Here is a 13,472-nt window from a genome sequence, read left to right on the forward strand (position 1 = left end):
ATGAAAACTATCATATACTTATTCACCCTACTAATATTGAGCGCTTGTCCAAAAGACAAAGCACCAGAATCAATAGCTAAAACAACTTCAACAACAGAAAGTTCGAGTGAAAATATAGCAAAGAAAAAACCGTATATTAAAATTACTTTCGAAGGCGGACCCTTTCAAGGAACTCATACTTTTATGCCTCCAAAAGGCGATTATTTGAGTCAGATAAATGTTGGTTATCATGATGGAGTTAGCACTCTAAACTCCTCAAAAATTGTTTCGGAAAGTGGTATTCAAATTCATACTATTTCTAGAGGTTTCATGGGAGATGCAGCTGTAGGAAATCAAACTACCAAAAAATATACTGAAGGTTGTGGACATTTAAATTTTATCGATTTAAAGAACAATCAAACTTATAAAAGAATTGATGGAGATTTTACGGGTTGCTCTACTACTCAAATTACGCAAGTAACTCCTTGGAAAAAAAGTACTGTTAAATACAGAAGAAAAGTAGCTGGTAAATTTTCTGATAACATCACGTTTGAAATTACAAATGATGATGGTTCTAAAAAAACTATCCATACTAAAGTTACAGTTGAATTCTTAGCAAATCAATCTAAAATGTAACCACATGAAAACAACTATAATTCATTTTGTTTTTTGTTTGTTCGGTTTTTTACCAATATTCGGGCAATTGAAGTTGGTGGATGAACCTGCTGGAGGAGGTTCGGGTTTTGTACAATCGGTTGCTGTTTATGATAATGATATTTTATACACTTTTGTTGATAACAGTACAACGGGAACTTATGGCACTTACATTAGTAACGGAGACAATCAAACTAGAATCGATTTAACTCCTGGCGCGAATAAAAGAGCTTTATATCATGAAACGATATCAAATGCCAATTATGCTTTATATGGAGAAGGTAATTTCTCTGCAGGAAAAGATATTTATGCTAAGATTTTTCAAACAGGACAAGATACCTATGTTGCAAAACTTAATGATTTACGCACTTTATTAATTCCAGATGGAAGATTTACTAATGAAAAACCAAGTGGAAATAAAAATATTCAGTTAGTCGCTAACGACGGTGTTATTACCATTGATACCATCTCAGAAGGAGGAAATAACAAGCTGCTTTTACGTCATTTTGTTGCCAACTCAGCAGATTCGGAATCTAGAGAGTATAAATTAGATGCTGAGCTATTTAACTCAAAACCTGCTAATTTCTTTAATTGGAATGGAAAAGTATTTTTTGTTGCGAATGTGTTGGGCGAAAGAGATATTTATAAAATAGATGCTTTAACAGATGTTCGTGTAACTCAAAATAGAGTAAGTAAACCAACTACCTTTAAAGGAGTAACTCCAAATAATTTTCTGCTAAAAGATTACATTTATTTTACAGGTAGAGATGGCTTTTATACAAATGTTACACCAGGACCAGTTGAACGAAATTATCCTACTGCTATATGTTACACGAATGGAGATATTGACTTTGGAAGTACAGAAACCGCTATCTATAATGGAGACGATGGTTCACTTGGTTATAAAGCGTACTCTAATACAGAATTTTCCTCTTTAATTTTAGGTAAAATAAATTCGCAAATTTTATACTATAAAACGGGAAGTTTTGGCGGATCTTTTCACTCTGCTCCGGCTGACGAAAATTTAGGAATTAACACACAAACATCAAACTCTTTCAAGTTTATTCAATTTGAAAACGAGGTGTTTATACTTTCAAAAACTAGTAACGGAACAATACGTTTATACAAAACGAATGGACAAGCCAGCGAAACAGATTTTGCCGATTTACCACCGTTTAACACAGCTTTTGCAAACAACTTCGGAAATATAAAGATTAACAACGACAAACTGTATTTCTTAGCGCAATATTCACTATCAGGAAGTTCGAGATATCAACTTTTGTCTTATGATCCGAAAGAAAATTTACCCATCTCAATTGAGTTCTCCTTTCCTGAAGGTGTCGATTTAAATTTGAATAATTTTTACGCCTACAATGCTGGTTTTGTATTTACTACCAACGACGGAAAACTATATTCTTTAAACGCTGAAAAAAGAGCCGATGTTTTAACTCCAAATAATGCGAACAGAAGTTCATTAGCAACAAATACTACTTCATTAGAATATGATACTGTTCTATATAACGCCACCATAAATTCCGTAAGTACTGATGTTCAAAAAGTGAAAATTCAAGTGTTAGATACCTTGTCTTCTATCTATCAAAACGAAATCACAAACTTACCAAATCCAGCAGATAAGCAAAGAGTTGCAAACGTCTTTTACAACATCAATAGTTTAGAAGCATCTGCAAACACAAATACTTTTGATATTGAACTTTCTTTTGATAAAAATGCTTTTCAAAATGCTACGGTCAATGCTAGTGATATTTCAGTTCTTATTTACCAAAATGACACATGGCAAGAAATTACTCCTTATGCTTTTGATGAAGTAAATGAAACAGTAAGTGTAAGTGTTAACTTAGCAAGTAAAGCCTATTTGTTTTTAAAACACAACAGTGTTTTATCTGTTCAAGATGAAATACCAATAAACTCCAATAATATCAATTTGTTTCCTAACCCAGCTTTAAACGATATTACTGTAGTTTCAAAAGACAAGTCCATAATACAAAATGTATCGCTCTATACTATTGCCGGACAACTAGTATTCAAAAAAGATGTTTCAGATTATCAATTTAATACTTCTATTAACCAATTAAACAGTGGTATTTACATTGTAAGAGTTAAAACAGCATCTACTTCTTACATAAAAAAATTAATAGTAGAGTAATTATAATAAGTTCTGTTTCTGCTATCGTACTCAGCTCTTTTAGAGTTGGGTTTTTTCATAAAAATGTTAACCTTTTTGTTTTTATCACATTAACTAAAAAAACTAAATATAAAAACACATGAAAAAACACATCATTTACATTTTTGCCTTAATGATTTCGGTATTGTTTTCTGCTTGCAGTGATGATAACGAAATTTTAGAGGAAAATAAACTATTACATGAAAAGGTTAACGAGACTTTGAAAGAAAAAATCAATAATAGTATGTTGCCAGAAGCGATACTAACAAACTCAGATGAAAATGCCAAAAATGTTGTTTCTGGGCTTACTGATTTTAAAGATATTACCAATGAAGTCCTTGGTTATTTAGAGGTTCCTAAAAACACCATTTCCTCAACCATTACTGATAACAAAGAACAATATAATTGGTTAGATATTGTTTTAGGAGATGCTGTTGAGGTTGACTATACTATTGAAAAGGAAGCTGATAAATTTTCATTTGTTTACAATATATCTGCGGGAAGTCAGTCACTAGATTTTTTAAAAGGAAATACTTCTATCGATCAAAAAAGTGGAATTATAGTCATCACTCAGAGTAATACTTCAGGCTCTTTAACCTGGGAGGTTTCAGGAAATCAACTTACTATAGAGATTTTTTTTATAACCAAAAGCACCTTACAAATAAACACTTTAGATAAGTCTGGAAAAATCACCTATAGTTCAGGTATCAGTTATGAATGGTTTTCCGATGGAAGCGGAAAAAAAATTGATGAAAACGAAAATGAGTTCACATGGTAATTCAAAATTATAAAAACATGAAAAAATCACTCTCTATCATAATGTTAGCTGCACTAATTATAAGTAGTTCTTGTAGTAAAAATGATGAACAAATAATTGATAATTCAGATACATTATCAGAAATAATGCAGCCTTTTCAGGAAAAGATTGAACTAATCGACATTCCACAAGCTCTCAAAGAAAATTCAAATGTCGATGCGTTAACCGTAACCAATCAGTTTAATACAATTAAAAATTATGGAGCTATTTTTTCTAATTACTTAACTATTCCAGATAATGCCTCAACTTCTAATAGTAGTGCGAAAAATACAGCTGTTAACGCAATTAAAACATTTACCTGGTCAGAAGGAGATGTTTCAATTACGTATACCATCACTGAATTAGCTGACAGATATACATTTTTATATTCTATAAATAGTACTGAATATTCAGGGGAAGTGTTAAGTGGATATATTTTAAAAGATGAAACTTACGCAGCATTTACACTTAAAAACGATCAAGATGGAAATGTATATTTAACTTCGAAATGGTGGTTCGAGAAATCTTCTGTGAAAACAGAGATAGTAAACAATCAAAATTTCAAGTACAAGTTAGATGCTAATCTAGATAACAAATCAGGAGAAATTGAACTCTTTGATAATACAAATTTACTAGTAAAATATTTGTGGGATGAAAACGGTGATGGCAGTATTACAACATATACTGCAGGATCACCAATTACCAGTTCTTGGTAAACTTTGTTATCTTATGTAGTTGTCTTTTAATTATAAAAGACAGCTACATTTTTAAATAACATTTCCTGAAATCTTTTTGTGTAAACGAATTGCATAACCATCTGAAAGACTCGCTACATAACTACATGTTTGTAAAATTCTTTCGTAAAGGTCGTCTTTTAATGTCCTGTACTCTTCTGGAAGTAAGTTTAAAACCAATCTATCAAAGTTTGATTGATTTCCTGAGTACTTATTATTTAAAGCAGTAACAAAGACATCTAATAAGTCAGCTATAATTTTATATCCAGCTACTTCCTTTTCAATTACATCATTACTTCGGTATATTTTTTCAATACTCAGTTTTATGATGTCATTCATTTGAGCTTCGTATTTACACTTATCTAATAATGATTTGTTAAACCTACCCTTTAAAATATCCTCTTCATGAGTTAAAAATATATCGACAGCTTCATTTATTAATACTCCAATAGCCAAAGCTCTTAAATAACTTACTCTGTCTTTTGTGTGTTTTAATGAATGATATTTTTTGATATCTATAGTGTCCTTCACTAATTTAATCATATACTCTAAAGCATATTCTTCATCAATCAAACCAAGATTAATTCCGTCTTCAAAATCAATAATTGTATAACAAATATCATCTGCTGCTTCTACTAAATAAGCCAAAGGATGACGAAAATATGCAATGCTATCAGCGTCTTTTTTTATCATTCCTAACTCTTCAACAACATCTAAAAAAGTTCTCTTTTCAGATTGGAAAAAACCATATTTTTTATCGGAAATATGTGATGTAGGTTTCTTTGGCAAGCTCTCTTTTGGATACTTTATAAAAGCTCCCAAAGTTGCATATGATAATCGTAAACCTCCAGGCGTACCCTCATTACTTTCTGTTACTATTTTTAGTCCGTTTGCATTTCCTTCGAAATCAACTAAATCTTGATACTCTTTTTCAGTTAGTTGTTCTTTATACTTTACTCCTTTTCCTGTTTTAAAATACTCGCCAATTGCCTTTTCTCCAGAATGCCCAAAAGGTGGATTACCTATATCATGCATTAAACATGCTGCCGCAACAATAGCACCGAAATCATTAAAAGTATAGCCTAAACTCTTTAATTCAGGATGACGGTCTAAAAGTACTTTTCCAACCCTTCTTCCTAAAGTTCTTCCTACCACTGAAACCTCTAAACTATGTGTTAATCTGGTATGAACAAAATCTGTTTTTGATAAAGGAATCACTTGCGTTTTGTCTTGAAGACTTCTAAAAGCTGATGAAAATATGATTCTATCGAAATCTACTTCAAATCCTAATCTCGTTTCATCTTGTGTTGCTCGAGCTCTTTTTTGTGTATCTCCAAATCTTTTTAAAGAAAGCAGTTGTTCCCAGTTCATCTTCTAATTTTGTAATTACAAATCAATATGTAGCAAAGTTATTTAATCTTTTTATTTATTGTCTTATGTTTTAAAAGAATAAAAGTGCTAACTTTATATTATAAAACTACGTTTTAACTATTTGATTTTTAATATTAAAATGGTAGTTTTGTAAAAAGTGAAATTGAAAATTTAAAAAATTGTCTATATTTTGTATAATCAGATAATTGAACGTATGGGAACGGCGAGTTCAGTAGCTAACGAGTTTATAAAACTTTCAAACGAAGAAGGCATTGAAATTACTAACATGAAGTTAGTAAAGTTAATGTACATTGCTCATGGACTTTCTTTAGCCTTGTTAGAAAGACCTCTTTTTGAGGATGATAAAATTGAAGCTTGGAAATACGGTCCTGTTGTACCAAGTATTTATCATGAGTTTAAACATTTTAAATCGGACCCTATTACTTCTAAATCTGTAACGCTAGATAGTAATTGGGCGCATTCTTCTGAACCAGAATTAACATCAGATGATGATAGGAAAATAGTTCAGTTAACATGGAATTTATACAAAGATAGTTCTGCTGAAGATTTAGTCGTTTCTACTCATAGACCAGGAACTCCTTGGAGTTTAGCGTATGCCCAGGGTAAAAATAGTGTTATAGACAATAGAGTTATTAAAAGATACTACGATAAATTTATAACTAGCTTAAGAAATTACTTACAAAGTGCATAATTCAGATTTAGACGATTTAATTAGAGATTCTAAAAAATCTGGAATAGATGCTAATGAGATTGATATGAATATTGATCTTACACAACAAGAAATTTCAGACAGAATTCAAGATAGAGAAGAGCGTAAAAAGTATGCGTATAGAACGTTTATATTTTTAAGTAGCTTTACGTCTATTATTCTTTTAATTATTATTGGGGCTGGTTTTTCTGAAGCAATAAAATTTAAATTAGATAACACAGTATTGATTTCACTAATTACTTCTTCATTAGCAAGTATTGTCGGGATTTTTATTTTAGTAATGCGTTATTTATTTAGATAATTAATCTAACATTTTTTATCAGTAATATTTTATAAAAAAACAAAAAAGAGAAGCCTTTCGACCTCTCTTTTCTTCCCTTTTAATTTAACTCTAATTAAGAACCACACATCAAACAGTCATCTGGTCCTGCATTTTTAGAAGCTTCAACCATTGCCTTAAACTCTTCTGGGCTCATTGGCTTGTCTTCTTCCTGTTTTTTGTCTTTTGATAAAGTAAACTGAATTGCATTTACTGCAGATTTTGTACGTAAATAATACATTCCCGTTTTTAATCCACTCTTCCATGCATAGAAGTGCATTGAAGTTAATTTTGCAAAGTCAGGATCTTTCATGAATAAGTTTAACGATTGAGATTGATCGATAAAATATCCTCTATGGCGAGCCATATCGATAATATCTTTCATACTCATTTCCCAAACCGTTCTATATAATTCTTTTAAATCTTGTGGAATTGAATCAATATGTTGAATAGATCCGTTTGCACGCATAATATCCTCTTTCATATCGTTATTCCACAAACCTAATTCAACTAAATCTTCTAATAAATGTTTGTTTACAACGATAAACTCACCAGATAACACTCTACGAGTATAAATATTAGAAGTGTAAGGTTCAAATGCTTCGTTGTTTCCCAAAATTTGAGATGTAGAAGCTGTTGGCATTGGAGCAACTAATAACGAGTTTCTAACTCCATGTTTCTTCACTTCTTTACGTAATGCATTCCAATCCCAACGTCCACTTAATTCATCATCATTAATTCCCCACATATTGTGTTGGAATTCTCCTTGCGACATTGGCGAACCTTCGTAAGTTGAATACGCTCCTTTTGCTTTTGCTACTTCCATAGAAGAAGTTACAGAGGCAAAATATAATGTTTCAAAAATCTCTTGATTTAACTTCTTCGCCTCTTCACTTGTAAACGGTAAACGTAACATGATAAAAGCATCCGCTAATCCTTGAATACCTAAACCAACAGGACGGTGACGCATGTTAGAGTTTTCAGCTTCAACAACAGGATAGTAATTTCTATCAATAACCGTATCTAAGTTTCTGATTACCTTTTTTGTTACATCAAATAACTTTTGGTGATCGAAGAATTTATTTCCGTTTTCATCTTCTGCAACAAACATTGGAATAGCAATAGAAGCTAAGTTACATACAGCAACCTCATCTTCTGCTGTATACTCCATAATCTCTGTACATAAATTTGAAGAACGAATTGTTCCTAAATTCTTTTGATTCGATTTACGGTTAGCAGCATCTTTATATAACATGTACGGTGTACCTGTTTCAATTTGAGATTCTAAGATTTTCTCCCATAAATCACGAGCTTTGATTGTTTTTCTTCCTTTACCAGCTTGTTCGTAGCTTGTATATAAACGCTCAAATTCTTCTCCGTAGGTATCATATAAATGAGGACACTCGTGTGGACACATTAACGTCCAAGTTCCATCTTCTTGAACACGCTTCATGAATAAATCAGAAATCCACATTGCATAGAATAAATCACGTGCACGCATTTCTTCTTTACCATGGTTTTTCTTTAAATCTAAGAAATCAAAGATATCAGCATGCCAAGGCTCTAAATACATTGCGAAAGAACCTTTACGCTTTCCTCCTCCTTGATCTACATAACGAGCAGTGTCATTAAACACGCGTAACATAGGAACAATACCATTTGATGTTCCGTTTGTTCCAGCAATATAACTTCCTGTTGCACGGATGTTATGAATAGACAATCCTATTCCTCCAGCAGACTGAGAAATTTTTGCTGTTTGCTTTAATGTATTGTAGATACCATCAATACTATCATCTTGCATTTGTAATAAGAAACAAGATGACATTTGTGGTTTTGGTGTACCAGAATTAAATAATGTTGGTGTAGCGTGAGTAAAGTATTTTTTACTCATTAACTCGTATGTAGCAATTGCTTCGTCAATATCTTCTTTGTGAATCCCAATAGAAACACGCATTAACATTTGTTGTGGTCTTTCAGCAATTTGTCCGTTTAACTTTAATAAATAAGAACGCTCTAAAGTTTTAAAACCAAAATAATCATAATTAAAATCTCTACTATATATAATTGTAGAATCTAACTTATCAGCATTCTTCATGATGATCTCATATACATCATCTGCAAGTAACGGTGCTTTTTTTCCTGTGCGTGGATTTACGTATTCATATAAATCAGTCATTGTTTCAGTAAACGACTTCTTCGTGTTTTTGTGTAAATTGGAGACGGCTATTCTTGCTGCTAATTTAGCATAATCAGGATGTGCAGTAGTCATTGTTGCCGCAACCTCAGCCGCTAAATTATCTAACTCTGAAGTGGTAACTCCGTCGTATAATCCTTCGATTACACGCATTGCAACTTTAACTGGATCAACAATACTGTTTAACCCGTAACACATCTTTTTTACTCTTTCTGTGATCTTGTCGAACATCACAGGTTCTTTTCTCCCGTCTCTTTTTACTACATACATATGAATTTTGGTTTTATATAGATTACACCCAAGGGAAAAACTCCCTCGAGATTTTAATTATTTTAGTTGATGTATTTATATATGTTTAATAGGTCTTAAAAATCAGCATCAAAACTGATTGAACCTGTTCCCCCTGATTTAACTCCTGCCTTTTGGTATTCAGAAACTCTTTTCTCGAAGAAGTTTGTTTTTCCTTCTAGAGAAATCATCTCCATAAAATCAAAAGGATTTGTTGCATTGTATTCTTTCTCACAACCGAATTCTAATAAAAGTCTATCGGTAACAAACTCTAAATACTGCGTCATTAATTTAGCGTTCATTCCAATTAAACTAACTGGTAATGATTCAGTAATAAATTCTCTTTCAATATCTAAAGCAGAAATAATAATTTCTTTAATCCTTTCTTTAGAAACTTTATTTTTTAGGTGATTATTGTGTAAATGCACAGCAAAATCACAGTGCATTCCTTCATCTCTTGAAATTAATTCGTTTGAGAACGTTAATCCTGGTAATAAACCTCTTTTCTTTAACCAGAAAATTGAACAGAATGATCCTGAAAAGAAAATTCCTTCAACTGCTGCAAAAGCAATTAATCTTTCTGCAAAGGAATCTGACTCAATCCATTTTAATGCCCAATCAGCTTTCTTTTTAATTGCAGGAAAAACTTCAATTGCTTTAAACAATTTGTTTTTCTCATCATCATTCTTGATATATGTATCAATTAATAAAGAATACGTTTCTGAGTGAATGTTCTCCATCATAATTTGGAAACCATAGAAAAATTTAGCCTCACTATATTGTACTTCATTTACAAAGTTTTCAGCTAAATTCTCATTAACGATTCCATCAGATGCAGCAAAAAATGCTAAGATGTGTTTAATGAAATAACGTTCATCATCAGAAAGTTTATTATTCCAATCGTCTAAGTCTTGGTGTAAATCTATCTCTTCAGCCGTCCAAAAACATGCTTGTTGTTTCTTATACCATTCCCATAAGTCATCATGTTGAATTGGAAAAATAACAAATCTGTCCTTGTTTTCTTGTAAAATAGGTTCTATAATAGTAGCCATCTGATAATTTTATTACGTGTTTTTTGTCTTGTGGGGGCGAAGTACAAAGATTGGAAATTTTACGTCTAAAATAAAGCTATACTTTTCCACAAACTCCTTGAAGTTTTTAACAAAAAGCTAAAAGTCATGAATTTTTAACATAAAAAAACACATTGTTTAAATGCTTGTTTGTCAGGTTTTTAAACAACCAAATAATTCTGTAGCAGTTAATTTTACTAGGATTCTAGAAAGCAAGAATTGTTATTAAAAAAATAGATTTGAAAAAGTCTTTAAAAAAAGAAAAACGACGTCTGAGAAACGTCGTTTTTGATTCCATAATTCGAATAATCCCCAATATTACGATTTATGATTGTGTAAATGTTGAATACATAAAAGTACGTAGCAAATATATATACATCTTAAAATGTCTCAATTACATTTTGTATAAATGGTTCGTTTTTTTGTGTGTTTGGTAAACAATTATTAAATAAACCGCATGTATTTACTTAAATAATTATTAATAACACAGTAATTCGCCTTATTTAGACACTTTTAATACATCCGTTATTATCTGTTCTATTTGATTTTTAGGTAATGCTCCATGTGCCATTTGAGGATCTTCACCTACAGGACAAAATAACATTGATGGTATACTTCTAATACCAAAAACAGCAGATAATTCTTTTTCAGCCTCCGTGTCTACCTTATATATTTTTACTTTTCCTTTATACTCTTCGCTCAATTGTTCTAATACTGGAGCTAACATCTTACAAGGCCCGCACCAATCTGCATAAAAATCAATTAGTACAGGAACTTCACTTTTAAGACTCCACTCCTTATTGTTTTCATAGTCAAATATTGTTTCTAAGAACTCACTCTTTGTTAATAATTCTGTCATTTGTTTTATTTCTATGTTTTTATTTATTAGACGTTGTATTTTCTAAACATTACAAATCTATTCTTTTATGTTAAAATCATCTTAAATTGTAACATTTCTTTGTTTTTTTAATCTAATTTTGAAAAGATTAACCCAAATAAATATGAAACAATTAATCTTATCTACACTTACGGTTATACTTTTTACCGCATGTAAGAATGAATCTCCTAAAAACAATATATCATTGAATTATCCTGAAACAGCAAAACAGCCTGTCGTAGACAACTATTTCGGTACTGAAATAACAGACAACTACAGATGGTTGGAAGATGATAGAAGTAAAGAAACTGAAAACTGGGTAAAAGCAGAAAATGAAGTTACCTTTAACTATCTGGATAAAATTCCTTATCGAGCTCAATTAAAAGAAAGGTTATCTGAACTTTGGAATTACGAAAAAGTAGGAGTTCCTTTCAAAGAAGGTGACTACACCTACTTCTATAAAAACAATGGATTACAAAACCATTATGTGGTATATAGAAAAGGTAAAGAAAGAGAAGAGGAAGTTTTTCTAGATCCAAACACATTTTCAAAAGACGGGACAACATCTATGAGCAGCCTAAGTTTCTCTAAGGACGGAAAAACTGTAGCGTATGCAATTTCAGAAGGTGGAAGTGATTGGCGAAAAATAATTGTTATGGACGTTGAATCTAAAGAAATCAAAGAAGATACGTTAGTTGATGTTAAGTTTTCAGGAATTTCTTGGAAAGGAAATGAAGGTTTTTATTACTCTAGTTATGATAAACCTAAAGGAAGTGAACTTTCTGCAAAAACAGATCAGCATAAATTATATTATCACAAACTAGGAACACCTCAAAAAACTGATGAGGTTATTTTTGGCGCAACTCCTGAAGAAAAGCATCGATATGTTGGTGGTTATCTAACCGATGATGATAAGTATTTAGTTGTATCTGCCTCTACTTCTACTTCTGGAAACAAATTATTTATTAAAGATTTATCACAACCGAATAGTCCTTTTATAACTATTCTAGATAATTTTGATAGTGATACGTATGTAACAGATAACAAAGGAACCAAATTATACTTAGTTACAAACTTAAATGCACCAAACAAAAAAGTTGTAACTGTTGACGCATCTAACCCAACTCCAGAAAACTGGAAAGATTTTATTCCTGAAACCAAAAATGTACTAAGTTCATCAACAGGCTCTGGATATTTTTTCGCAGAGTATATGATAGATGCAGTATCAAAAGTATTACAATATGATTATGATGGTAATTTAATTAGAGAAATTGATTTACCAGGAGTTGGATCTGTTGGTGGTTTTGGTGGTAAAAAAGAAGCTGAAGAATTGTATTTTTCTTTTACTAATTATAACACACCTAGTTCTTCTTATAAGTTCAACCCTAAAGATGGTACTTATGAATTATATTGGAAACCAAACATTTCTTTTAACTCAGATGACTATGAAAGTAAACAGGTGTTTTATAATTCAAAAGACGGAACAAAAGTTCCAATGATTATTACCTATAAAAAAGGATTAGAATTAAACGGAAAAAATCCAACTATTCTTTATGGTTACGGAGGATTCAACATCAGTTTAACTCCAAGTTTTAGTATTGCCAATGCTGTTTGGATGGAACAAGGCGGAGTTTATGCAGTTCCAAATTTACGTGGAGGTGGTGAATACGGTAAAGAATGGCATATTGCAGGAACTAAAATGCAAAAGCAAAATGTATTTGATGATTTCATTGCAGCAGCAGAATACTTAATCAACAATAAGTATACTTCTTCTGATTTTTTAGCTATCAGAGGTGGTTCAAACGGTGGACTTTTAGTAGGAGCAACAATGACTCAACGTCCAGATTTAATGAAAGTAGCTTTACCTGCTGTGGGTGTTTTAGATATGTTACGTTATCATACTTTCACTGCTGGAGCTGGATGGGCGTACGATTATGGTACAGCTCAAGACAGTAAAGAAATGTTTGAATATTTAAAAGGGTACTCTCCTGTCCACAATGTAAAACAAGGAGTTGAGTATCCAGCAACAATGGTAACAACTGGAGACCATGATGATCGTGTGGTTCCTGCGCACAGTTTTAAGTTTGCTGCGGAACTTCAAGACAAACAAAAAGGAGAAAACCCAGTATTGATTAGAATAGAGACAAATGCTGGTCACGGAGCAGGTACACCTGTTGCTAAAACTATAGAACAATATGCCGATATTTTCGGTTTTACGTTATATAATATGGGATTCGAAGATTTACCGAATCCTAAAACTGAAAAAATTAAGCCTTAA

The 13,472-nt window shown here is 31.7% G+C and carries 11 protein-coding genes; 7 read left to right on the forward strand and 4 right to left on the reverse strand.

What is annotated here, in order from left to right:
• The 4 genes from ACOSP6_RS05740 (at position 1) to ACOSP6_RS05755 (ending at position 4,327) form a co-directional block, all read left to right on the forward strand.
• Positions 1 to 615: a hypothetical protein gene (locus ACOSP6_RS05740; RefSeq protein WP_422094911.1), complete on the forward strand. Its 615-nt coding sequence runs from the start codon at positions 1 to 3 to the stop codon at positions 613 to 615.
• A 4-nt stretch (positions 616 to 619) separates the two neighbouring features.
• Positions 620 to 2,797, forward strand: coding sequence for a T9SS type A sorting domain-containing protein (locus ACOSP6_RS05745; RefSeq protein ID WP_422094910.1), 2,178 nt, complete (start codon positions 620 to 622; stop codon positions 2,795 to 2,797).
• A 118-nt stretch (positions 2,798 to 2,915) separates the two neighbouring features.
• A complete protein-coding gene (locus ACOSP6_RS05750; protein WP_422094909.1) occupies positions 2,916 to 3,593 on the forward strand; it encodes a hypothetical protein in 678 nt (225 codons plus the stop codon).
• Between the two features lie 17 nt (positions 3,594 to 3,610).
• A complete protein-coding gene (locus tag ACOSP6_RS05755; protein WP_422094908.1) occupies positions 3,611 to 4,327 on the forward strand; it encodes a hypothetical protein in 717 nt (238 codons plus the stop codon).
• 51 nt (positions 4,328 to 4,378) lie between these two features.
• Here the strand turns inward: ACOSP6_RS05755 and ACOSP6_RS05760 are convergent, their stop codons facing one another.
• Entirely contained in the window at positions 4,379 to 5,716 is a 1,338-nt protein-coding gene (locus ACOSP6_RS05760; RefSeq protein WP_422094907.1) for a deoxyguanosinetriphosphate triphosphohydrolase, read from the reverse strand.
• Between the two features lie 190 nt (positions 5,717 to 5,906).
• On the opposite strand from ACOSP6_RS05760, the gene ACOSP6_RS05765 reads away from it, so the two are divergent.
• A complete protein-coding gene (locus ACOSP6_RS05765) occupies positions 5,907 to 6,428 on the forward strand; it encodes a Panacea domain-containing protein (RefSeq protein WP_422094906.1) in 522 nt (173 codons plus the stop codon).
• Entirely contained in the window at positions 6,421 to 6,747 is a 327-nt protein-coding gene (locus tag ACOSP6_RS05770; RefSeq protein WP_422094905.1) for a hypothetical protein, read from the forward strand. Before ACOSP6_RS05765 ends, ACOSP6_RS05770 begins: the two co-directional genes overlap by 8 nt.
• A 94-nt stretch (positions 6,748 to 6,841) precedes the next feature.
• Here ACOSP6_RS05770 and ACOSP6_RS05775 read toward each other — a convergent pair whose 3' ends face one another.
• From ACOSP6_RS05775 to trxA, 3 genes are all read right to left on the reverse strand, one after another.
• A complete protein-coding gene (locus tag ACOSP6_RS05775) occupies positions 6,842 to 9,229 on the reverse strand; it encodes a ribonucleoside-diphosphate reductase subunit alpha (RefSeq protein WP_422094904.1) in 2,388 nt (795 codons plus the stop codon).
• A gap of 95 nt (positions 9,230 to 9,324) precedes the next feature.
• Positions 9,325 to 10,299, reverse strand: coding sequence for a ribonucleotide-diphosphate reductase subunit beta (locus ACOSP6_RS05780; RefSeq protein ID WP_422094903.1), 975 nt, complete (start codon positions 10,297 to 10,299; stop codon positions 9,325 to 9,327).
• 517 nt (positions 10,300 to 10,816) lie between these two features.
• The gene (trxA, locus tag ACOSP6_RS05785) at positions 10,817 to 11,176 is read right to left on the reverse strand and encodes a thioredoxin (protein WP_422094902.1); all 360 of its coding nucleotides are present in this window, start codon (positions 11,174 to 11,176) and stop codon (positions 10,817 to 10,819) included.
• Between the two features lie 142 nt (positions 11,177 to 11,318).
• On the opposite strand from trxA, the gene ACOSP6_RS05790 reads away from it, so the two are divergent.
• The gene (locus tag ACOSP6_RS05790; protein WP_422094901.1) at positions 11,319 to 13,472 is read left to right on the forward strand and encodes a prolyl oligopeptidase family serine peptidase; all 2,154 of its coding nucleotides are present in this window, start codon (positions 11,319 to 11,321) and stop codon (positions 13,470 to 13,472) included.

This window comes from Tenacibaculum sp. MEBiC06402, from assembly GCF_049239625.1.
Taxonomy (GTDB): domain Bacteria; phylum Bacteroidota; class Bacteroidia; order Flavobacteriales; family Flavobacteriaceae; genus Polaribacter.

Excerpts from the sequence above, each read along its gene's own strand:
- trxA (WP_422094902.1), bottom strand. The coding sequence starts at position 11,176 with ATGACAGAATTATTAACAAAGAGTGAGTTCTTAGAAACAATATTTGAC.
- ACOSP6_RS05755 (WP_422094908.1), top strand. The coding sequence starts at position 3,611 with ATGAAAAAATCACTCTCTATCATAATGTTAGCTGCACTAATTATAAGT.
- ACOSP6_RS05775 (WP_422094904.1), bottom strand. The coding sequence starts at position 9,229 with ATGTATGTAGTAAAAAGAGACGGGAGAAAAGAACCTGTGATGTTCGAC.
- ACOSP6_RS05750 (WP_422094909.1), top strand. The coding sequence starts at position 2,916 with ATGAAAAAACACATCATTTACATTTTTGCCTTAATGATTTCGGTATTG.
- ACOSP6_RS05780 (WP_422094903.1), bottom strand. The coding sequence starts at position 10,299 with ATGGCTACTATTATAGAACCTATTTTACAAGAAAACAAGGACAGATTT.
- ACOSP6_RS05740 (WP_422094911.1), top strand. The coding sequence starts at position 1 with ATGAAAACTATCATATACTTATTCACCCTACTAATATTGAGCGCTTGT.
- ACOSP6_RS05790 (WP_422094901.1), top strand. The coding sequence starts at position 11,319 with ATGAAACAATTAATCTTATCTACACTTACGGTTATACTTTTTACCGCA.
- ACOSP6_RS05760 (WP_422094907.1), bottom strand. The coding sequence starts at position 5,716 with ATGAACTGGGAACAACTGCTTTCTTTAAAAAGATTTGGAGATACACAA.
- ACOSP6_RS05745 (WP_422094910.1), top strand. The coding sequence starts at position 620 with ATGAAAACAACTATAATTCATTTTGTTTTTTGTTTGTTCGGTTTTTTA.